Raw genomic sequence first — 21,234 nt, 5'->3', positions numbered from 1 at the left:
TTAAAAGGGTGATTTGGCTCATAAAACCAGAATAGGCAAGGCTTAAGCCGTGGCACAAAGCACATTCTAGTTATGAAATAAAATTAGTTTTGGCTTGCTATACAGAATCGCTATAGCCGAGTAAGCTAGGCACGTAGACTAACGATGAGCTCAATATGCAACTTGGAAAAATTAACTTAAATTTACTCAGTGCATTGTATTATTTACTGCAAGAACAAAGTGTTACTCGCGCTGCAGAAAAAATGCACCTAAGCCAGTCGGCCATGAGTAAACACTTAGCTAAATTACGCGAAGTATTTGGTGATCCTTTACTGGTGCGAGTGCAAGGACAACTACAGGCAACGCCCAAAGGCATTGAGCTAAAAGCCCAAGTAGCACCGTTATTAGACTCTGTGGAAAACTTGCTCCACCAACAAGCCTTTGAGCCTAGCTTATGCCAGCGTACCTTCACCATTGCCACCTCTGATTACGTAAGTGAACACTTACTGCCAAAAGTTCTCGGTGGCATCTACCAGCAAGCGCCTCAGCTAAACATTGAGCTATGTAACTGGGACCATACCACTAATAGGCTATTACACAGTGGCGAAGTAGACCTAGGCATGACACTGCCTCCACGGGATAGCACCGAGCTACACGCTACCACCTTAGGCACCGATCACTTAGTGTGTTTAATGCACCAACAACACCCCTATTTATCGATAACGCAACCCAGCATGAGCGATTACTGCCGCTACCCACACGCCATCATTACTACTGGTGCAGACAAAAACAGCCATATTGACCGCCACCTTAGCCAGCAAGGTTTACAGCGCCAAATTCAATTTCGCGCCTCTTCCTATCCAGCCACGGTGCAAATTCTCAGTGAGACAAGATTCATTCTTACCTTGCCCGCAAAAATCGCCAAACAACTGCTAAAACAGCGCCCTTTAGCAATGGTTGCTTTGCCCTTTGAGGTTAGCCCTTTTGACTACTCGTTGATTTGGCATCATCGCAACCATCACGATCCCGCTCACACTTGGTTTAGACAGCAAATCCATCAAGCAATGACTTAGCCATGTAAGCACTTACTTACCTTATTACTCTTAGATTAAATGGCTTTGCTAACCAACAGCCATATGTTGCTGATGTTGAATACCAAATTGCTGCCGGTAGCTTTCCATGGTCATTGCCATTTGTTTTTTAAATAAACGACGAAAACTGCTTTCGTCTTGATAGCCGACTTCCAACACAATTTTATTGCTGGGTAATTGGGTCGCCTCGAGTAGGCTGCAAGCTTGATTTACCCTAAGCCGCTGAAGGTACTGCAAGGGGGAGCAATCTAAGGCCGCAGCAAAGCGTCGCTTTAGCTGGCGATCACTAATGTTTAATTCTTGAGCCACTTCCACCATGCTAATGTCTTGGCTGCTATTTCGCTGCAAGTAAAGCTGTGCCTGTTGCACTAAGGCATCTTGATGTTCTGGCTGGTACTGGTGAGCACGATAAGGCGCAGCTGGCGGGGCATTAAGATCCATCATCAGCAACTTGGCGGTGTTAATGGCTGTTTGATGCCCGGCAAAGCGCTCTACAAGACGCAGCACTAAATACTCATAAGCCATACTGCCACCAATCGAACACAGTAAATTGCCATACTCAGCAATGGTATTCTGGCTATCAATGCTTAAGTGCGGAAAGGCACGGCGGAAATGATGCTCATTACGCCAATGCATTAATGCCGGATTCTTGCCCAGCAAATCGGCTTGCGCTAGCAAAAAAGCGCCAGTGCACATACACACAATCATTTTGTTATCTGCTACATGCTGCTGAAGCACAGGTATCATTACTTCGCTTTGGCGCATCGCCGTTTGCACTTTTTCAAAGTTGCTAGCCGATTGATAAATGCCAGGAATAATCCATATGTCGGGTTGTTCAGAACGCGCTATAAAACTAGCTAAATCGCAATCGGCCTCAATGCGCAATCCATTGGTGGGAGTGACCCGATTACCATCTAGCGACACTAGCTCCCACTCAAACAACGGCATGGCGCCAGATTTAATCAAGCTGTAATTAGCCGCAATAAGCGCATCTAATATGCCATTAATACCCGTGCCAAAGCAGTTATCCATTAACAAAATTGCAGCTTTCATAACCTTGTCCATTTTCACCATCATAATGGCAAATATGACACTTTTTAAGCCTGTCAGCAAATAGGATACTAGTGACTAAATCTCAGGGAGAGACTATATGACTCAGCCAAATCAAGCCAACTCACTAAACTGTGATACCCCGCAGCCAAGTAACAAACAAAAACGACACCAGCGAGTGGTGCCCTTACGTTATCAAGCAGCAGGGTTAGCATTTAACCTGGCCGGCTTAGTCAGTCAAGCTTGGGCGGCAAACACATTGGCTAAGTTATGGTTTCGTGTATTTAAGCGGAAGGTTAGCCCTAATACTCAAGCCTTTTGGCAAAGTGCCGAGCAAACCATCACACTCAAGGTAAACCAACATAAGCTACCCTTGCACTTATGGGGGAAAGGACCTTTAGTGGTTTGCTTGCATGGCTGGAGTGGCAGCGGCGTGCAGTTTCGCCATTTTGTTCAACCTTTGGTTGATGCTGGCTACCAAGTTGCGACATTTGATGCCCCCGGACACGGCAGTCATCAAGATTCGCATAGCCACTTACTCGAATTCAGTGACAGCTTAATGGCCATTCAACAGCAAGTTGCCAAGGTGCACTGTGTACTTGCTCATTCCTTTGGTGCTATGGCCACTACCACAGCCCAGTTACGCGGTTTTGCTCCAACCAAGCTAGTTATGTTAGCCCCACATTTAGATGTAGAAGAAATGTTTTCCACCTATGCCAATCTACTCAACCTACGCCAGAAGCTTAAAGCAACCTTTAAAGAACAAGTGGGACAAAAAATGCAGAAGTTGTTGGCGGGTGACGATCCTTGGCAATTGTTTAGTGTAGAGCGCTTAACCCCGCAAGCTACGCCAGGTTTGTTAATTAGTGATAGCCAAGACCAAGAAGTTAGCCAACAACAGTTTAAGCAAATTCAACAGTGCTGGCCAAATGCAAAACACCAGCAAACAGAAGGACTAGGCCACTTTCGCCTGCTAAAAGACCCTCAGGTTATTGCTGAGACTGTCAGTTTTGTTGGAAATCAAAGCCACTAAATGCAAACTCACATAGGAAGCAAAGGCTAAATACTTTATGCTCGAATAAAAGACATTAACCAAGAAACATGCTCGTGGCACAACAAGTCCTTTCAGATTGTCCTAGCTGTGGAGCCTCAGTCGGCTGCACAGCCAATGAACAATGCTGGTGTATGAATATGCCAGCTATTTTGCCAGTAAGCGCAGATCTCAATGAGCGGGCATGTCTTTGTCAAACATGCTTATCCAAAAAGTTGGCCGAGAAATTAACGCTGTTGATAGCTAATACACCTCATCATGAACTATTAGAATTAGCTGCGCGCTACCGAACACCAGCTAACCAACAAGCTGCCTTGCAAGAACATCTAGACTTCGGCATGGAAGATGGCTTGATGGTTTTTAGTGCTTGGTATCACTTAAAACGAGGCACCTGCTGCGGTAATGGCTGTCGACACTGCCCTTATCCTACTTCAAGTAATTAACCAAACTAAGCTAGCTTATCTACTTGCTTAGCGGAGGTTTTATTGGCAAAACCATAGGCCAAGCGGGTTAGTCCCCAAAAGATGAGCAATACCACGGCAATAATCGCGTAAAGGGCATGTAAGTCGATAGACAGCTCAAACAACAAAGCCGACAGCTCAGCCTGCACATCTAGCCAGGCAATCACCCCATAAATCTCATAAAATGAGTAGGCAAATACCGCCAGCAATTCAGCCACAGAAATGAATATCGAAGCAAGCCACGACCAAAAGCTTAAATAGCGTAGCTCTTTACGAGTAAGCCCTCGCTGGTGATCTTTCACAAACAACTGCACCGCAATAAATGCAGACAACATCAAGATAATAATGCCTAAAAAACTGTTGGACTCTAAATCTAACCACGACACCACGGTGCCAAAAACTAAGGAACTGGCTAAATAAACCAGTGAAAACCACATTAGGTACTTGTTAAGTGATACTTCAGCCATTTGCATGCTCTTCCTTTAAGCTTACTGCCTAAACTACCCGCGCATATTAACACTAAGACGACAAAATTTAGCATTGGGCTAAACCCTCCTACTTACGCAATATCAATTTAATCTACTGCTGAATTCGTTCAGCTCACAGTTTTATAATCTTTACCGAACCAATAATTCCAAAATGGAATATGTAGAATAGCTACAATTCCATTTATCCACTTAGAGACAGGCCCTACACTAGCCGCAGTTTTTAAATCTCATTACTTTTCAGGGATGAAGGCGTGTTAGAAGCATTAAGCGCACTGCTATTGATTAATTTGTTGGGTATGTTAAGCCCGGGCCCAGACATGGTAATGGTGTTGCGCCATGCCAGCAGCGGAAAACGCCAAGCGGCATTATGCGTAATGGGCGTACTAGTGGGTTTTAGCATCCACATTGCCCTCGCTATTGGTGGCTTATCCATTCTTATTAAGCAATCCCCTCTGTTGTTTGAAGTATTGCGTTGGGGCGGCGCTGGCTTTTTAGTATTCCTAGGCTTAAGAACCTTGTTTAGCCGTTCCGAGCTTATTGAACTTGCTGCCCAAGGAACACCTAAACGCGCTAATAAAGTGGTGTTAAGTGGCGTTGCCTGCAATCTACTCAACCCCAAAATATTGGTGTTTGTTGTGAGCGTATTTAGCCAATTTATTGGTAGCGAAACACTACTTAGCGAAAAGCTGATACTCGGGGCAGCCTTGTTACTAGAAACCGCATTACTGTGGTACTTATTAGTGCGCATTTTGTCGCACCATAAAGTGCAAATACAGCTGCAGCGCTATCAACAATGGGTCAATAGATTTAGCGGTACAACCCTACTTGGAATGGGAACTTTGCTCGGCCTTCACAGTTAAGCCCTCTGCAAATTGAAACCCGCAAGGCTTGGTGCTATGGTCAAAAAAAAGGCAGATGAATCATGGTTATGGAAGATACCTACAAGATCATTATCGCTGATGACCACCCCTTGTTTCGTAGTGCTCTTCAGCAGGCAGTACAAACTGCCGTTCCCGATGCTCAGTTACTAGAAGCTGAGAATGTTAACGACCTACTTAAGCTGCTCGACCTAGAGCGCGAACCCGACCTATTGTTATTAGATTTAAAGATGCCAGGCGCCAATGGTTTCTCAGCGTTTACCCACTTACATGGTCAATACCCAGAGCTACCTATCGTGGTGATCTCTGCCAGCGAAGAAGTGAGCGTAGTACAAAAAGCCAAACAGCTTGGCGCTACTGGCTTTATTCCTAAGTCCACGCCACTACAACAGTTAGTTGCAGCCATTCAGCACATTATTGAAGGTGACGACTGGTTCCCAGAAGGCATAAGCTTTAGCGCTCAAGCTGAGGAAGACCCTCTCGCGGAGCGCTTAGCCAGCCTTACACCACAGCAATACAAAGTATTGGTAATGCTTAACGAAGGCCTGCTAAACAAGCAAATTGCCTACGAGCTAAACGTATCGGAGGCCACCATTAAGGCCCACGTTACCGCCATTTTCCGCAAACTCAACGTGAAAAATCGCACCCAAGCAGTAATTGCCTTACAGCAATTAGAGCTAGAGCCAAGCCCAGAAGATAACGAGATTTAACATAGTCTAATTAAAGATTAAGTTAAGCCCCACTAAACTAACGCTAATAGCTTTAGTTTAGTGGGGCTTTGAAGAATTCAATCAAAATTATAAACCCCCTTAGTCACATGCTCTGCTGCCGGAGGGATAAGTTTACTAGTACGATGATAACGTTCTCCATCAAACGACAACCACCCCAACTTAGTAAGAGCGCGTAAATCACGGCTCACTAATGGTTTAGTAAATGCTGGTTCGAGCGGTTCACATCGCCATTCAGCTATATGTGAGCTGGTTTTACTTTGATAAGCCAGCTCTTCTGGATACTGGTCCAGCGCTTGCAACCACCAGAGTTGATGAACATTAATTCCTAATTGGCGCGCTCGTTTTACTTCTTGGGGATTGCTCTCTGCTTCTAATACTAGCTTCTGGACTTCTTGGCGGAGCATCGTTTGCACAAAGCCTTTACTATATTCAGCCATCAATGGGATGAGCTCTGCCCAACTAACTAGCAACTCTCGATTAACCAAAGACAAATACAAGGTTCTTTCAGCTGTTTCAAAAATTTGCCAACTGCCGGTTGGAGATATCTTACAAGTTGGAGCGGGTAAGGTTTTTGGTTTAGCCACAATAAAACAATCAAACACCTGCCAAGCACTGCCATTCCAATTTGCCATCAGCCGCATATTAGTGCTAAGAAAACTATTTACTCCCCACCTAATCAAGCTACCCCTCCCGTTTATAAAAAATGAAAAATTAGCGACATCGTAAAACTGTTGTTGTTCAAGTACGCGTTAAAACATCAACCTTTCTGCCTACTTAAGAGCTCGGCTTTAGCCAATCATTAGCGCCTTTTTGGCTATTAAGCAGCTGCTGGCAGAGTTTTTTCAAACGTAATGGGCGTAGTGGTTTACTTAAGTAGGCAAAGCCTTGAGCGCGTACGCGGTCGATTAGATCAGTTTGCCTATCGGCGCTAATAACAATGCCATGACAAGAGAGTTGCCCTTGATGAATTAAGCGCTGCAGTGCTTCTAAGCCAGTTTTGTCGTAGTCGAGATGGTAGTCACTCAAAATCAGTTCTGGCACCCAGCCACCTTCAATAACTTCTGCCGCGGTGTCGGCGTCTTCACAGCAAATAACTTCATAACCCCAGCGGCCCAACAAGCTTTCCATACCGGCCAAAATGTCGGGCTCATTATCAATACAAAGCACTTTAGCACCTTGGGTGGTGCTAATAGGCGCGCCCTCTAATTGCTTAGTTTTGTATACATTGGCTGCTTCTACAACCGGAACGGTGACGTAAAATACCGAGCCTTTGCCTAGCTCCGACTCAACACCAATAGGGATCTCTAACAGTTCGGCAAAACCCTGTGCAATGGCTAGGCCTAAACCTAAGCCTTCTTCACGAGCGCGCCCAGATTTTTGTAACTGCTGAAACTCCTCAAAAATTTGCTGTTGCTTGCTCTCTTCAATGCCAGGGCCATTATCCCAAACCTCTAAACGCAGGCTACTGCCTTTACGTCGGGCGCCCAGCAGGACTTTACCTTTGGGGTTATAACGTAATGCATTGGTGAGGAAGTTTTGCAGAATACGGCGCAATAATTTGCTGTCGCTACTTACCGTAAGCTTACTGGTGTGTAACTTTAGGTCCACTTTTTGTTGCTGAGCTAAGGGAATGAATTCGGCATGAATATGATCGAGTAAATGGCCTATATCAAACTGCTCTTTACTCACCACGACTCGCCCAGACTCGAGCCTCGAAATATCCAATAAATCACTAATAATTTCTTCTGCAGAATAGAGTGACTTATCAATGCTTGCGGCTAAAAATTTGGTGTCTTTTGCCAAGTCTGCTTCCAGTAATGAACCGGCAAAAAGTTTTGCGGCATTAAGGGGTTGCATAAGGTCATGACTCACCGCAGCTAAGAAGCGGGTTTTAGATTGGTTGGCTTGTTCGGCCGCATGCGTGGCATGCACTAATTGTTGGTTAATCGATGACAATTGCTGGGTACGCTGAGCCACCCGCGCTTCGAGAATTTCATTGGCTTGTTTCAGCATATCTTCGGCTTGGCGGAAGGTAGTAATGTCACTAAAAGTCATTACATAGCCGCCATTTGGCATGGGATTGCCTTGCACTTGGATCACTCGACCATCACGGCGAATTCGTGAAGAAGTATGGCTATTACCCCGGCGTAAATGCCCCACTCGCCGCTCTACATGTTCTTCAATATCACCGGGGCCACACAAACCATTGATAGCATTGTGGCGTATTAAATCTTCAATAGGTCGCCCTACCGCAATCATGCCGTTGGGGAAATCAAATAACTCGGTGTAACGGCGATTCCAAGAAACCAGCTTAAGCTCTTTATCGACAATAGCGATGCCCTGATCAATATGCTCAATAGCGCCTTGTAACAGGTGTTTATTGAATTGCAGAAGCTCCGAGGCTTCTTCAGCAATCGAGGCAAACTCCTCTAGCTGGACTTGCTTGCCTTGCAAAGCTGAACCCAGTACTAAACGTGCCGAAGAAGCACCAAATACACCGCCTAACATGCGCTCGGTTTCGGCGATTAACTCAACTGGCGCTTGTTGATTTGGGCTAAGGTCGAGGTCGCGTGAACTGGCGTATTTGGTAAAGGCTTCGCTAATCCGTTGGCTACCTAAAAAGCGGGAAGCGAGCATGTGCAGTTCTTCTACACTCACCTTTGATTGATAAAGTGCGCCTGCATCGTCACTTTTACCGGTTTGACCAACAAAGTTACTGGCCTGCAACCACTCAGAAACTGCGGGGCTAGATAGTTTAGACACCAACAAGTAAGCTATCAAATTCCCCAACAAACTGAGCACGATGCCCCAGTTATCGTTGGAGATAAGCGCTCTTCCCGCCAGTTGTGGTGCGGTAAGCCACTCGGCGAGCCATTGGTTAAAAATAATAGGACTAAGGCTATCGGTCATATTAAGTAGATTGAGCAGCCATAGGCTCATGCCCACTAATAAGCCTGCATAAACGCCGGTGCGATTACCTTCTCGCCAGTACAAGCCAAAAATCAGCGGTATAGCGAGTTGGGCGATGGCAGCAAAAGATAAAAAACCAATATCCGCTAGATTGGCTAATTCCCCCAGCATTAAAAAGGTGCCCCAAGCCAGCAGTAGTATCACTAGAATGGTGGTGCGGCGAACATTAAGCAGTAACTCGCTAAACTGGGCGAAATTGCGGCGACTCAAACCACCTTGCTTCAATAGCAGTGGCAATACCAAATCGTTACTCACCATAATGGCCAACGCAATGGTAGACACCACCACCATGCCGCTGGCGGCTGAGGTACCACCAAGAAACGCCACCATACCTAGCCAATCGTGACCGGCCGCCAATGGCAAACTAATCACATAGTTATCGGCAGGGGTATTTGCCGGCAGCAATACATCTCCAGCAAAGGCGATGGGTAAGACAAAAATAGCCAGCAATACCAAATAGGCAGGAAATAACCAACGGGCGGTTTTAAGATCATTAACTTGGTTGTTTTCCACCACCGTTACGTGGAATTGCCGAGGCAAACAAATGACCGCCGACATTGCCAATAGAGTGGCAATCACCAAGTCTGTTACATCGGCAATGCTAATCTCTTGCCACTTAAAGCTAAAGGACTCGCTCACCGCTTGCTGGGTGCTCAGTGGTAAATCCCACAATATTGATACCGCCAGCAATCCCACACACACAAAGGCCACCAGCTTAACCAGCGACTCAAAAGCGATAGCAACAATTACCCCGCGGTGATGTTCGGTAGCATCAATATGGCGAGTGCCAAATAACATGGTGAATATCGCCAAGGCGATACTCACAAACAAAGCGATTTGCGAGCTACTGCCCTTGCCCACGGCTTCACGCATTGCATCGCCGCCAAACAAATCTAAACCCATCACAATGGCGCGTAACTGCAAGGCGATATAAGGCAGCACGCCAATAATACAAATAAGCGAAATAACTACCGCAAGAGTTTGCGACTTGCCATAACGTGCAGCGATAAAGTCGGCAATGGTGGTGATATGCTCGCGTTTGGCAATTAACACTACCCTCGCCAGCAGCTTCCAACCAAATATAAATAGCAGCACTGGGCCAAGATAAATGGGAATAAATGATAAGAAATTTTCGCTGGCCTGACCTACCGTGCCGTAAAAGGTCCATGAGGTACAATAAACGGCGATAGAAAAGCTATAGAAGGCAGGCTGCCAACGCAGGCGCGCACTGGCATTTTGGTCGGTGAAATAGGCGATAACAAATAGCAGCCCTAGGTAGGCCAACGACAGCGGAATAACTAACCAACCTTCACTTACTATTTGCATTTACAATCAATTCCCTTGAAACAGTTCATATCCAGCGCGATGAAGTATTTACGCTAGCAAAAAAGATCGGTGATAACTGTGATTAATACAAAGGCTTACCAAACTATTGCAGAAAAACTGTAGTCATGGACTTAACAAAAACCATTATTTGTTGCTGCTAAAACCCGCCTCAAAGCGCGTTTAGACTAAAGTCGTCTAGGTTGGCAAGGTAAAAAAGACCATGCTAAATACCGAACAATACCTGAGTTATAAAACGACTAGGTGAGGCAATGAGCACAGACTTTAATTTTCAACACCCGCCCTTTGATCAGCTTGAGCCCAAGCAGCGTGAACTGGTGTCTAGCAACCTCGACATTCACTATTTTCAAAGCCAGCAAAAAATTGTTACAGCGGGCGCACAGGCCTCTAGCTTGTTCATCATTATTAAAGGCCAAGTTGAAGAACGAGCCGACAACAATGATGAAGTTTTTGCTCACTATACTCTGGAAGATTGGTTTGATGTGCGTTCGCAATTTGGCGGCTATGCCAAGCATGACTACATCGCCTTAGAAGAAACCTTATGTTATGCCCTTCCTAGTCAGATATTTCGTCGTTTAGTGAGTGAAAACAGCGATTTTGGCGACTATTTTCAGCGCGACCTAGCCACCCGTCACCAACTGGTAGAGTCTCGCGAAGGTAATAAAAATTTAGCCGAGTTTATCCTCACCACCATTGATGAACGCAACGTACAACCCGCAGTGGTCATTGAAGGAGAGACCTCGCTGCAGCAAGCCACCCTAATTATGCGCGAGCAAAAGCTGGAGTCATTACTGGTCAATCACGATGGCTGCTTTGGCATGCTAACAGGTACCGATTTACTCCATGCTGCGGTACTGGTTCAGCAATCCCTCGATACTCCGGTTTGCCAGCTAGCCAACTTCAACTTAATCAGTGTGAATAAAGGCGACTTTTTGTTTAACGCCATGCTGTTAATGACGCGCAACAGCATCGAGCGGGTGGTGGTAAAAGACCAGCAAAAGATCATTGGCATACTGGAGATGGCGCATCTGCTTAGCTTGTTCTCGACCCACTCCCATGTATTGGCTTTACGCATTGCTCGCGCCTCAAGTATTGAAGAACTCAGCGAAGCGGCACACACCCTCAATAAACTGGTAGAAAACCTCTGCAATAACGGCATTCGCACCTTATTTATTATGAAGTTGCTAGCCACCATGAATGAGCAAATTATTAGCCGAGTGTTTGAACTGAGCATTCCTCACCAACATCACAACCACATATGTTTAATGGTGATGGGCAGTGAAGGTCGCGGCGAGCAAATCGTTAAAACCGACCAAGATAACGGCTTAGTCATCGAAGATGGATACGATTGGCCAGAGCGACAACAGCAGCTAAATCAGTTTAGCGAATACCTGCTCGAGTTAGGTTATCCGCCTTGCCCCGGCAACATTATGGTTAACAACCCAGAATGGGTGCAGCAACAAAGCCAATGGAGTAAAACCATTGCCAATTGGATAGAAACCGGCCACGGCGATGCCATGATGAACCTCGCCATAGTATTAGATGCCCACGCCATTGCGGGTAATAAAAGCCTATTGCGCAGATTACGCAAAGATCTAATGGCACAAATGGCCAATCGCAGCGTTACCTTGGCGTTTTTTGCCCAGCCAGCCTTAAAGTTTCATACCCCACTCACCATGTTTGGCAATATTAAATCCAAACAAGCAGGCTTAGATATTAAGAAAGGCGGGATTTTTCCTATTGTGCATGGGGTACGCGCCCTAGCCTTAGAACATGCAATTAGCGCGACCAATACCCTAGAGCGCATAGAACAACTCGCCTCATTAAAAGTGATAGACGAGGACAGTGCAGCTAACCTTAAAGAAGCACTATTGCTGTTTTTTAAACTGCGTATTCAACAGCTATTCCCAGCTGAAGAGGGCCAAGACTATCACGTGCTTAAGCTAGACAAGCTCAATCACAGTCAGCGAGATTTATTACGCCATGGCTTACACGTAGTGAAAAAGTTTAAGCAGCTATTAGCGCTACACTTTAATATTCGCGATTACTAGGCGGTTAAATGTTGCAGCGTTTGCTTTACCAACGAAAATATAAAGACAGCGAATTCGCCACGTTGTTTGCCCCTTATCGCGGTAAAGAATACGTAGCATTAGATCTAGAAACCACCAGCTTAGACACCAAACTGGCCGACATCGTTTCTATGGGTGCGGTCATCATCAGTGAAAATCGTATTTTGGCCAGCCAGTGTTTTGATATAAAAATTCGCGCTACCGATAAACTTGGTGGCGACTCAATTAAAGTACATCGCCTTCGCCACAGTGATTTAGCCCAAGCCTGCAGCATTGAAGAGGCTTTGCCGAAACTGCTGCAGTTTATTGGCGCTCGGCCAATCGTGGGTTACAACATTGGCTACGACCAACGAATTTTAAATCGGCACTGCAAAGAGCGTTATGGCTTTAAGCTGGTAAACCCGCTAGTTGATGTAGGCCGTATGTTTGCTGACAAAGTTCATGTAGACCACGTAGGCATTAGTCCCAATCAAGATCTTGTGCATATTTGCCAAAGCTTAGGCATTCCCCTATCGGGCCGTCACCAAGCCATTGATGATGCCATCACCGCCGCCATGATTTACCTGCGTTTACAATTTGGACCAAGGCCAACCAACGCAATTCCTCAAGCTATAAGTGCTTAATATTATTGATGAAGATAACGCTAATGTGAATCGAGTTTCATCATCAATCTGGCCAATTGGCGCTTAATCACAGCCCCAGAGTTTACCTCCCAAATCTTCTAGAACCAGCAAATGTTTAAGGCTACATTAGCCCTAATTTTCTCCAGTTTGGAAGGTTAAATGAAAAAACTCGCCCTATTAGTTTTACTTGCTAGTTCAGTCTCTTACTCCGCCTTTGCAGAGCAACCAAACCAAGATACCTTGGCCCAAACCGGTGCGCTAAACAGCAGTAAAACGCCGCTATTTGGCGCCGAAGTTTACAGCAACGACAAAGTGCTATACGGCAAATTTGTGGTACGCATGAAGTTAGTATCCGAGCCCGGAGTAGTTTCGTCGTTTTTCACTTACGACAACGAATCTTGGCAAGGCAATGGCATTCCGTGGAGCGAAATAGACTTCGAAGCCATTGGTAAAACGCCTCATCAGCTGCAAACCAACCTCATCACTGGCCAAGCCAATAAACGCAAACACAGCGAAAAGAAACACCAAGTTCCACAGCTAGAAGAGTTTGTTGAATACGCCATAACCTGGACACCAAACGAGATTACTTGGGAGGTAGATGGCGAAACAATCCGCCACGACACCGCTGAAAATTCAAAGCAAGTTATCGCTATGCGCGACATTCCACAAAGTTATCGCATGAACATTTGGATTTCGGAAGCCATTGGCTGGGTAGGTCGCTTTAAAGCCAGTAGCCTGCCACTTCACCAAGTTGTAGATTGGATTGAGTATCACGAATACCAAGATAACGGAGAGTTTGCCTTAACTTGGCGTGACGATTTTGACAACTTTGACCAAAAGCGCTGGGGCAAAGGCGATTGGGGCTTTGAATCTAACTTGGTTACCTTCTCACCCAACAACGCCAATATTGTTGATGGCAAGTTAGTGCTAAGCCTTAGCGAAGAAGGCATGAAACTTAACTACAGCAAATAGGCTCATGTGCAATCCCAGCAGCTTTGTTGGGATTGCAGCTATCTTCATTGGCGCGCTTATCGTTCATATTCACTCACCTAAATAAGCCCTAAGCCAGCTGACAAAATATAGAATCAACAAACCACTGACGACCCAGCTTTGCTACAGTTCACAAATTAATCCAACACAGGCCGTGAGCCGTCTCTCAGTTTCAACTCGCAACATAAAAAATCACTTTGATTAATAAAGCATTTTACTATTCTTCACAAATAATTAACCAAAAGTCTAATTGTCGACAACCGGTGTCGGTGCGAGTCTAGATTCATATCCGAGACGTCAATGACGATATCCCGCCTCACATCGAGGAAGCAAGGAGAGGAAGATGAGTGAACAAAAGCTGTACCCCGTTAAAGCAAACATTGCAGACAACTGCTTGTTAAACGATCAGCAATATCTAGATATGTATCAAGAATCTATCACCCAGCCTGATCAGTTTTGGGGGAAGCACGGTAGCGAGTTACTCGATTGGATCCAGCCTTTTACAAAAGTAAAAAACACCTCATACGACCCTGGTCATGTAAGCATTAAGTGGTTTGAGGATGGCCTGCTTAACGTAAGTGCCAATTGTATAGACCGCCACCTTAAAGATCGTGGCGATGAAGTGGCGATTATTTGGGAAGGCGACAGCCCAGACGAAGACAGCAAGCTCACCTTTAATGAGCTCTACGCAAAAGTGTGTAAGTTTTCTAACGCCTTAAAAGAGCAAGGTGTTAAAAAAGGTGAAGTGGTGTGTTTATACATGCCGATGGTGCCAGAAGCCGCAGTAGCCATGTTAGCTTGTACCCGTATTGGCGCGGTTCACTCGATTGTATTTGGCGGCTTCTCTCCAGAAGCACTAGCCGGTCGCATTATTGATTCAAATTCTAAATACGTGATTACTGCCGATGAAGGTGTTCGCGGCGGACGTGGCGTACCACTTAAAGCCAACGTAGACCAAGCCTTAGAAAATCCAGACTGTGAATTTGTTAAAAGTGTTGTGGTATTAAAACGCACTGGCGGCGAAGTTAATTGGAACGAAAACCGCGATGTATGGTGGCATGAAATAAGCGAGCAACAAGCTGCCGAATGCCCACCAGAGCCAATGAATGCCGAAGACCCGCTGTTCATCCTTTATACCTCTGGCTCTACCGGCAAACCTAAAGGCGTATTACATACCACGGGTGGTTACTTGCTTTACGCCACCATGACCTTTAAATATGTATTCGATTATCACCCAGGTGACATATACTGGTGTACCGCTGATGTAGGTTGGATTACCGGCCACAGTTACTTGGTATACGGGCCATTAGCCAACGGTGCGACCACCATCTTGTTTGAAGGTGTGCCTAACTACCCTACCTCAGCACGTATGAGCGAAGTATGTGACAAACACCAAGTGACCATTTTATACACTGCTCCAACTGCTATTCGCGCCCTAATGGCGCAAGGTGATGCCGCGGTGCAAGGTACCAGCCGCAGTAGCCTGCGGATTATGGGCTCGGTAGGTGAACCGATTAACCCGGAAGCGTGGGAGTGGTATTACCGCACCATTGGTGACGAGCGTTGTCCAATTGTAGACACTTGGTGGCAAACCGAAACCGGCGGTATTTTAATTACTCCACTACCAGGAGCAACCGCACTTAAACCCGGCTCGGCGACTCGCCCATTCTTTGGCGTGCAACCAGCCTTAGTAGATAACGAAGGTAATGAGCTAGAAGGCGCTGCCGAAGGTAACCTGATTATTAAAGACAGCTGGCCAGGACAAATGCGCACCGTATATGGCGACCATGAGCGCTTTGAGCAAACTTATTTCTCCACCTTCCCCGGCACCTATACCACTGGTGACGGTGCACGCCGCGATGAAGATGGCTACTTCTGGATTACTGGTCGCGTAGATGACGTACTAAATGTAAGTGGCCACCGCATGGGAACCGCCGAAATTGAAAGTGCACTGGTTGCTCACCCTAAGATCTCAGAAGCCGCTGTGGTTGGTGTACCTCACGAAATTAAAGGCCAAGGCATTTATGCCTACATCACTTTGATGGCCGGTGAAGAGGCTAGCGCCGAACTTCATAAAGAAGTGAAGGCTTGGGTACGTAAGGAAATTGGCCCCATTGCTACACCCGATATTTTGCATTGGGCCGAAGCTTTACCTAAAACCCGTTCTGGCAAAATTATGCGCCGCATTCTGCGCAAAATTGCCACCAACGAGACCGACTCTCTAGGTGATACCTCGACCCTAGCGGATCCATCTGTGGTTGATAAGCTGATAGAAGAAAAATCGAATGCAGCTTAACTGCTAAAACCAAAAAGCCGCTTTAGTTAGCGGCTTTTTTCTGTCCAAAAATAATGCAACTTAGTACCAGTCTGTATCCAAAAGTTAACAGCAAGCATAAAAAATCGTTTAACCAGATCAAGAATTTCGTCATCAGTTACCGATACACTATTAAGCAATTTCACATCACCATGCAGGCTTCTGAACAAGGATGATAAGAAGATGATTAATGTATTTAAAAGCCTAGTGCTTTGCAGTTTTATAGGTCTATTGTCACAAGCCCACGCTTCAGAGCGCTCCGACCTTGCTTGGCAAAGTTTAGAGCAGCAACACGCAATACTCATTGATGTTCGCAGCGAAGGAGAGTTTGACCAAGGGCACTTGAATAACGCACATAACATTCCGCACACCGTGATTGCCCAGCAGATCACCGCCATCACCAAAGATAAAAGCCAGCCTATCGTGGTTTATTGTCGTTCGGGTAATCGTTCTGGTTACGCCTTACAAGTATTACAAGCTATGGGTTACCAGCAGGTGGTAAACGGTGGCGGCTTAAAAGAAATGCTCGCCTCAAAGAGTCATTGAACACCCCATACAAAAACGCCGCTACATAATCTGTAACGGCGCTTTAGAGTAATTGCCACTGTCTGTGTTACTTAGCAGCCAATATATCAGCGTCTAGCGCCAGCGGCTCGGCTTGCTCACTGGTCTTAGGATTACGTTTTGCCAGCAAATAGTAAAATAGTGGGGTAAGTAGCAAACCAAAAATGGTAACCCCAATCATGCCAGAGAACACCGCCACGCCCATAGCTTGACGCATCTCTGCCCCTTCACCAGTAGAAAACACCATTGGCACAACCCCCATAATAAAGGCGATTGAGGTCATCAAGATTGGCCGCAAACGTAGCCGGGACGCTTCTAATACCGCCTCCATCACCGTGCGACCTTGGTCTTGCAATTCCTTAGCAAACTCTACAATTAAAATAGCGTTCTTGGTGGCCAAGCCTACCAGCACAATCAAACCAATTTGGGTGAAGATGTTGTTATCGCCACCCCATAGCAATACACCACTAATGGCCGATAACAAGGTCATAGGAATGATTAAAATAATCGCCATTGGCAAACGCAAGCTCTCGTACTGAGCAGCTAACACCATGAATACCAAAATAATCACCAAGGGATAAATCAGCATCGCAGTATTACCCGACAGCTTTTGTTGATAGGTAAGCTCGGTCCACTCAAAGCTCATGCCGATGGGCAAAGTTTCCGCCAAAATTTGCTCGATGGCTGCCTGCGCTTCACCGGAGCTATAACCCGGTGCTGGACCACCATTGATTTCTGCCGTGGTATAACCGTTGTAGTGCATCACTCGGTCTGGGCCCGCCACATAAGAGACATCAACAAAGGAGCCTAGCGGGATCATCGCACCATCGGCATTTCTCACCTTAAGCTGGCTAATTTGTTCTGGCGATTGCCTAAAGGACTCATCGGCTTGAATGTTCACCTGATAAGTTCTGCCAAACTTATTAAAGTCATTTACATAGGTTGAACCCATGTAAGCTTGCAAGGTAGAAAAGACTTCATCTATGGCCACCCCTTGTTGCATGGCTTTGGTTCTATCCAAATCCAAATCAAGCTGCGGCACATTTACTTGGTAACTAGAGAAAATGCCTGTAAGTGCCGGTGTTGCCCAAGCTTTTTGCATCACTTGCATGGTGACATTGGCCAACTCTTCATAACCAAGGTTTGCGCGGTCTTGGATCTGCAATCTAAAACCTCCAATAGTGCCTAAACCCTGCACCGGTGGTGGCGGGAAAATCGCAATAAAGGCTTCTTGAATACCGGCAAACTGTTGGTTAAGCGCCCCAGCGATGGCATTGGCCGAAAGACTTGGATCTTGGCGTTGGTCAAAATCGGCCAAAGGTGTAAACAAAATCGCGCTGTTTGGGCTGTTGGTAAAGCCGTTAATGCTTAAGCCAGGAAACGCCACAGCATGTTCAACCCCAGGTTGTGCCAGCGCAATCTCAGACATCTTTTTCACTACCGCTTCGGTGCGCTCTAAAGAGGCAGCATCGGGCAACTGAGCAAACGCCACTAAGTATTGTTTGTCTTGCCCTGGCACATAACCAGTAGGAGTGGTGTCAAATTGATAAGCTGTAAGCCCTAATAAACCCACATAAATAATGCCAACCAAAGCCGACAAGCGAATAGTCTTTTTGATGATGCCGCCATATACATTGGCACCTTTATTAAATAAGCGATTAAACGGCGCAAATATAAACCTGCCAAACAAGCTGTCCATAATGCGAGTTAAACGGTCTTTCGGTTCGTCGTGACCTTTTAGCAGCAAGGCCGACAAAGCAGGGCTCAAGGTGAGCGAGTTAATTGCCGAAATAAAGGTCGAGATAGTAATGGTTAAAGCAAACTGCTTGTAAAACTGTCCGGTTAAGCCAGACATAAAGGCAGTAGGAATAAACACCGCCGCCAATACCAAGGTGGTTGCCACAATTGGCCCGGTTACCTCTTTCATGGCGCGCTGCGTCGCGGCTACTGGGTTTAAACCCTCGGCAATATTTCGCTCAACATTTTCCACCACCACAATAGCGTCGTCCACCACGATACCAATGGCCAATACCAAACCAAATAAAGACAAGGCATTAAGCGAAAAGCCCATTAGATGCATAAAGGCAAAGGTACCCACCAATGATACCGGCACCGCAACTAAAGGAATAATCGAAGCGCGCCAAGTTTGTAAAAACAGCACCACTACCAATACCACTAATAGCACCGCTTCAAACAGAGTTTTAACTACTGCCTCAATCGAGCCACGAACAAATACCGTTGGATCGTAAACCGTGTCGTAGTTTAGGCCTTCAGGAAAGTTTTGCGCTAATTCGGCCATACGCGCCCGTACATCTTCAGAGATCTGGATAGCGTTCGAGCCAGATGCTTGAAACACACCAATGGCAATTGCATCCTTGTTGTCGAGTAACGAGCGCAAGGCATAGCTGCTAGCACCCAACTCAACCCGAGCAACATCTCGCAAGCGGCTAACTTCGCCTTGCTCGCCCACTTTAATGATGATGTTCTCAAACTCTTCGGTGGTACTTAAACGCCCCTTCACGTTGATCAAAATCTGAAAATCAGACTCACCGCTAGGCTGTGCGCCCAAACTACCGGCAGCGGCTTGCTGGTTTTGCTCTCTAATCGACGCGATAATTTGGTTTGGATTTAAACCTAGAGCAGCTACTTTATTAGGGTCTAGCCAAATTCTTAAGCTGTAATCACCCGCACCAAACAAACGCACAGCACCCACACCTTCAATTCGGGCTAGCTCGTCTTTAACATTAAGTGCCGCATAGTTGGACAGGTACAATAAGTCGTAGCGATCTTCTGGTGAACTAAGGTGAACCACCATAGTAAGATCCGGTGATGACTTTTCGGTCACAATACCTAAGCGCTGCACTTCTAAGGGCAAACGCGGTGTGGCGCGATCAACTCGACTCTGTACCTGCGTTTGAGCTTGGTCGATATCGGTGCCAATGGCAAAAGTAACGGTAAGCGTCATGCGGCCATCAGAGGTGGCCTGAGAAGACATATACAACATGTCTTCAACACCGTTAATTTCTTGCTCAAGCGGTGAAGCCACGGTTTCGGCAATCACTTTAGGATTTGCCCCAGGGTAGTTAGCTGTGACCACTACTGTTGGTGGCACCACTTCTGGGTATTCGGTAATGGGTAATTGCCATACGGCAATGGCACCGCCAATAAACATCAGCAGCGATATAACGGCCGCAAAAATCGGCCGTTTAATAAAAAACTGAGAAAACATGGGCGAATCTATCCTTGTTGAACTTACAACTTAGCGTTAAGGCTTAATTGCTGATGTTGTTGGTCAAGTAACTGTTGAGACTCACGCAAGGCAGAAACAACCTCTTCGCTAGCCATCGCGGTGGCAATTGGCGTTACCTGCATTTGCGGCCGTACCCGTTGAATACCGTTAACCACAATTCGCTCTGAACCCGATAAACCTTGGGAAACAATCCGCAAACCATTAATCCGCTCACCCAACACGACCGGGCGATATTGCACTTGGTTGTTTTCGTCCAATACCAATACAAACTTATTGTTTAAGTCGGTTCCAACGGCTTTATCGTCAATCAGCACGGCTTGATAAGAGCTGCTTCCAGCAATTTGTAAGCGAGCAAACATACCCGGCAGTAATTCACCACTGGGGTTACTAAAGCTGGCGCGCAAGCGAATAGTGCCAGTGCCGCTAGCGACGGCATTGTCGATAAAGTCAATTTGGCCTAAGTGCTTAAAGATTTGCTCATCGGCTAAGGCCATTTGCACAACCGCTACGGTGTCTTGCGCGCCTTGCAGCGGCAATACATTGTTTAACTCTTGGTATTTCAAAAAGCTTTGCTCATCTACGTCAAAATAAGCATGCATATGCTGAGTAGAGACAATACGCGTAAGCTGGCTAGCGCCAAGGTTTACATAGTTGCCCTCGGTGATCAGCGCGTTAGACACTCGACCACCAATGGGAGCGCGCACCTCGGTAAAGTCTAAATCCAAGCGAGCTCGCGATAAGGCTGCGGCAATAGATGCCACAGCAGCCGCGCCTTGCTCTCGCGCCGAAAAGCGATTATCTAAAATCTCGTCGGAAATAGCGTTTTGTTTATTTAAGGCTTGGGCCCGCTTGTACCCTTTTCGCGCCAGTTCTAAACTACTTTTAGCACTTTGTAGCTCAGCTTCTAAGCGAGCGACTTCGGCAGCAAAAATGCGGCTATCAATCTTAAATAGCACATCACCTTTATTAACTAGGCTGCCCTCTGCAAACAATACTTGCTCGATGTAGCCCGATACTCGCGGCACTACCATCACGGTTTGTGGCGCTTGCAGGCGACCGGTATACACATCGGTCTCGGTAACGCGCTCAAGCAATACTTCGGCTACATCTACACTTGGTGGTGGAGGTGCTTGATTGGTCGCAGCTTCCGGTTTTCCGCAAGCCACTAGGAAAATGCTTAAAGCACTTACTGCGATGAGTTTTGGTAGATCAAAAACTGATGCCATCTTCGTTCCCTCAAGTGATGATAAATTGATATATGGATGATATTTCGTTTTGTACTGGATGGTATATTAATCACGAAGTATGATCGAGATCAAGATCTTTTTGTACCAAGTGGTATTTATTTATCTAGACAGGTCTAAGTGGCTTAGCTATGATC

The 21,234-nt window shown here is 46.2% G+C and carries 16 protein-coding genes; 10 read left to right on the top strand and 6 right to left on the bottom strand.

Annotation, left to right across the window (positions count from 1 at the left end; translation table 11 throughout):
• The first annotated feature begins 155 nt into the window (after positions 1 to 155).
• A complete protein-coding gene (locus tag K5609_RS02595) occupies positions 156 to 1,052 on the top strand; it encodes a LysR family transcriptional regulator (RefSeq protein ID WP_221075831.1) in 897 nt (298 codons plus the stop codon).
• Positions 1,053 to 1,100: 48 nt separating this feature from the next.
• On the opposite strand, the gene K5609_RS02590 is transcribed toward K5609_RS02595, so the two are convergent.
• On the bottom strand, positions 1,101 to 2,123 hold the full coding sequence (locus K5609_RS02590; RefSeq protein WP_221075830.1) for a GlxA family transcriptional regulator: 1,023 nt from the start codon (positions 2,121 to 2,123) through the stop codon (positions 1,101 to 1,103).
• Between the two features lie 97 nt (positions 2,124 to 2,220).
• On the opposite strand from K5609_RS02590, the gene K5609_RS02585 reads away from it, so the two are divergent.
• Together K5609_RS02585 and K5609_RS02580 are read left to right on the top strand one after the other, a co-directional pair.
• The gene (locus tag K5609_RS02585) at positions 2,221 to 3,153 is read left to right on the top strand and encodes an alpha/beta fold hydrolase (protein ID WP_221075829.1); all 933 of its coding nucleotides are present in this window, start codon (positions 2,221 to 2,223) and stop codon (positions 3,151 to 3,153) included.
• Between the two features lie 68 nt (positions 3,154 to 3,221).
• The gene (locus K5609_RS02580; RefSeq protein ID WP_343212504.1) at positions 3,222 to 3,614 is read left to right on the top strand and encodes a cysteine-rich CWC family protein; all 393 of its coding nucleotides are present in this window, start codon (positions 3,222 to 3,224) and stop codon (positions 3,612 to 3,614) included.
• A gap of 5 nt (positions 3,615 to 3,619) precedes the next feature.
• Here the strand turns inward: K5609_RS02580 and K5609_RS02575 are convergent, their stop codons facing one another.
• The gene (locus tag K5609_RS02575; protein ID WP_221075827.1) at positions 3,620 to 4,099 is read right to left on the bottom strand and encodes an ABZJ_00895 family protein; all 480 of its coding nucleotides are present in this window, start codon (positions 4,097 to 4,099) and stop codon (positions 3,620 to 3,622) included.
• A gap of 272 nt (positions 4,100 to 4,371) precedes the next feature.
• Between K5609_RS02575 and K5609_RS02570 the strand changes: the two genes are divergently transcribed.
• Positions 4,372 to 4,980 carry a LysE family translocator gene (locus K5609_RS02570; protein ID WP_221075826.1) on the top strand — a complete coding sequence of 203 codons (609 nt, stop codon included), beginning with the start codon at positions 4,372 to 4,374 and terminating at the stop codon, positions 4,978 to 4,980.
• 62 nt (positions 4,981 to 5,042) lie between these two features.
• Positions 5,043 to 5,708: a response regulator gene (locus K5609_RS02565; protein ID WP_221075825.1), complete on the top strand. Its 666-nt coding sequence runs from the start codon at positions 5,043 to 5,045 to the stop codon at positions 5,706 to 5,708.
• Between the two features lie 77 nt (positions 5,709 to 5,785).
• On the opposite strand, the gene K5609_RS02560 is transcribed toward K5609_RS02565, so the two are convergent.
• Both K5609_RS02560 and K5609_RS02555 read right to left on the bottom strand, forming a co-directional pair.
• Positions 5,786 to 6,409 carry a hypothetical protein gene (locus tag K5609_RS02560; protein WP_221075824.1) on the bottom strand — a complete coding sequence of 208 codons (624 nt, stop codon included), beginning with the start codon at positions 6,407 to 6,409 and terminating at the stop codon, positions 5,786 to 5,788.
• Positions 6,410 to 6,503: 94 nt separating this feature from the next.
• Positions 6,504 to 10,025, bottom strand: coding sequence for a hybrid sensor histidine kinase/response regulator (locus K5609_RS02555; protein ID WP_221075823.1), 3,522 nt, complete (start codon positions 10,023 to 10,025; stop codon positions 6,504 to 6,506).
• 269 nt (positions 10,026 to 10,294) lie between these two features.
• Between K5609_RS02555 and K5609_RS02550 the strand changes: the two genes are divergently transcribed.
• The 5 genes from K5609_RS02550 to K5609_RS02530 all read left to right on the top strand — a co-directional run bounded on the left by K5609_RS02550 (position 10,295) and on the right by K5609_RS02530 (position 16,585).
• Positions 10,295 to 12,094: a DUF294 nucleotidyltransferase-like domain-containing protein gene (locus K5609_RS02550; protein ID WP_152785681.1), complete on the top strand. Its 1,800-nt coding sequence runs from the start codon at positions 10,295 to 10,297 to the stop codon at positions 12,092 to 12,094.
• Between the two features lie 8 nt (positions 12,095 to 12,102).
• Positions 12,103 to 12,735 (top strand): 3'-5' exonuclease, encoded by a 633-nt coding sequence (locus K5609_RS02545; protein ID WP_221075822.1) that lies wholly within the window; start codon positions 12,103 to 12,105, stop codon positions 12,733 to 12,735.
• Between the two features lie 159 nt (positions 12,736 to 12,894).
• The gene (locus tag K5609_RS02540) at positions 12,895 to 13,707 is read left to right on the top strand and encodes a family 16 glycosylhydrolase (RefSeq protein ID WP_221075821.1); all 813 of its coding nucleotides are present in this window, start codon (positions 12,895 to 12,897) and stop codon (positions 13,705 to 13,707) included.
• Between the two features lie 361 nt (positions 13,708 to 14,068).
• Positions 14,069 to 16,021 (top strand): acetate--CoA ligase, encoded by a 1,953-nt coding sequence (acs, locus tag K5609_RS02535; protein ID WP_221075820.1) that lies wholly within the window; start codon positions 14,069 to 14,071, stop codon positions 16,019 to 16,021.
• A 201-nt stretch (positions 16,022 to 16,222) separates the two neighbouring features.
• Positions 16,223 to 16,585 (top strand): rhodanese-like domain-containing protein, encoded by a 363-nt coding sequence (locus K5609_RS02530; RefSeq protein WP_221075819.1) that lies wholly within the window; start codon positions 16,223 to 16,225, stop codon positions 16,583 to 16,585.
• A gap of 67 nt (positions 16,586 to 16,652) precedes the next feature.
• Here the strand turns inward: K5609_RS02530 and K5609_RS02525 are convergent, their stop codons facing one another.
• Positions 16,653 to 19,832 (bottom strand): efflux RND transporter permease subunit, encoded by a 3,180-nt coding sequence (locus K5609_RS02525; RefSeq protein ID WP_221075818.1) that lies wholly within the window; start codon positions 19,830 to 19,832, stop codon positions 16,653 to 16,655.
• Between the two features lie 23 nt (positions 19,833 to 19,855).
• Positions 19,856 to 21,079 (bottom strand): efflux RND transporter periplasmic adaptor subunit, encoded by a 1,224-nt coding sequence (locus K5609_RS02520; protein ID WP_221075817.1) that lies wholly within the window; start codon positions 21,077 to 21,079, stop codon positions 19,856 to 19,858.
• Between the last annotated feature and the right edge of the window lie 155 nt (positions 21,080 to 21,234).

The organism is Agarivorans aestuarii (assembly GCF_019670125.1).
Taxonomy (GTDB): Bacteria; Pseudomonadota; Gammaproteobacteria; order Enterobacterales; family Celerinatantimonadaceae; genus Agarivorans; species Agarivorans aestuarii.
The sequence above is the reverse complement of the archived record's forward strand: the minus strand, read 5'-3'. Positions and strand labels throughout refer to the sequence as shown.

Bases quoted from the DNA above. Each gene is read 5' to 3' on its own strand.
- K5609_RS02595 (WP_221075831.1), top strand. From the start codon at position 156: ATGCAACTTGGAAAAATTAACTTAAATTTACTCAGTGCATTGTATTAT.
- K5609_RS02590 (WP_221075830.1), bottom strand. From the start codon at position 2,123: ATGAAAGCTGCAATTTTGTTAATGGATAACTGCTTTGGCACGGGTATT.
- K5609_RS02585 (WP_221075829.1), top strand. From the start codon at position 2,221: ATGACTCAGCCAAATCAAGCCAACTCACTAAACTGTGATACCCCGCAG.
- K5609_RS02580 (WP_343212504.1), top strand. From the start codon at position 3,222: ATGCTCGTGGCACAACAAGTCCTTTCAGATTGTCCTAGCTGTGGAGCC.
- K5609_RS02575 (WP_221075827.1), bottom strand. From the start codon at position 4,099: ATGGCTGAAGTATCACTTAACAAGTACCTAATGTGGTTTTCACTGGTT.
- K5609_RS02565 (WP_221075825.1), top strand. From the start codon at position 5,043: ATGGTTATGGAAGATACCTACAAGATCATTATCGCTGATGACCACCCC.
- K5609_RS02555 (WP_221075823.1), bottom strand. From the start codon at position 10,025: ATGCAAATAGTAAGTGAAGGTTGGTTAGTTATTCCGCTGTCGTTGGCC.
- K5609_RS02550 (WP_152785681.1), top strand. From the start codon at position 10,295: ATGAGCACAGACTTTAATTTTCAACACCCGCCCTTTGATCAGCTTGAG.
- K5609_RS02545 (WP_221075822.1), top strand. From the start codon at position 12,103: ATGTTGCAGCGTTTGCTTTACCAACGAAAATATAAAGACAGCGAATTC.
- K5609_RS02540 (WP_221075821.1), top strand. From the start codon at position 12,895: ATGAAAAAACTCGCCCTATTAGTTTTACTTGCTAGTTCAGTCTCTTAC.
- acs (WP_221075820.1), top strand. From the start codon at position 14,069: ATGAGTGAACAAAAGCTGTACCCCGTTAAAGCAAACATTGCAGACAAC.
- K5609_RS02530 (WP_221075819.1), top strand. From the start codon at position 16,223: ATGATTAATGTATTTAAAAGCCTAGTGCTTTGCAGTTTTATAGGTCTA.
- K5609_RS02525 (WP_221075818.1), bottom strand. From the start codon at position 19,832: ATGTTTTCTCAGTTTTTTATTAAACGGCCGATTTTTGCGGCCGTTATA.
- K5609_RS02520 (WP_221075817.1), bottom strand. From the start codon at position 21,079: ATGGCATCAGTTTTTGATCTACCAAAACTCATCGCAGTAAGTGCTTTA.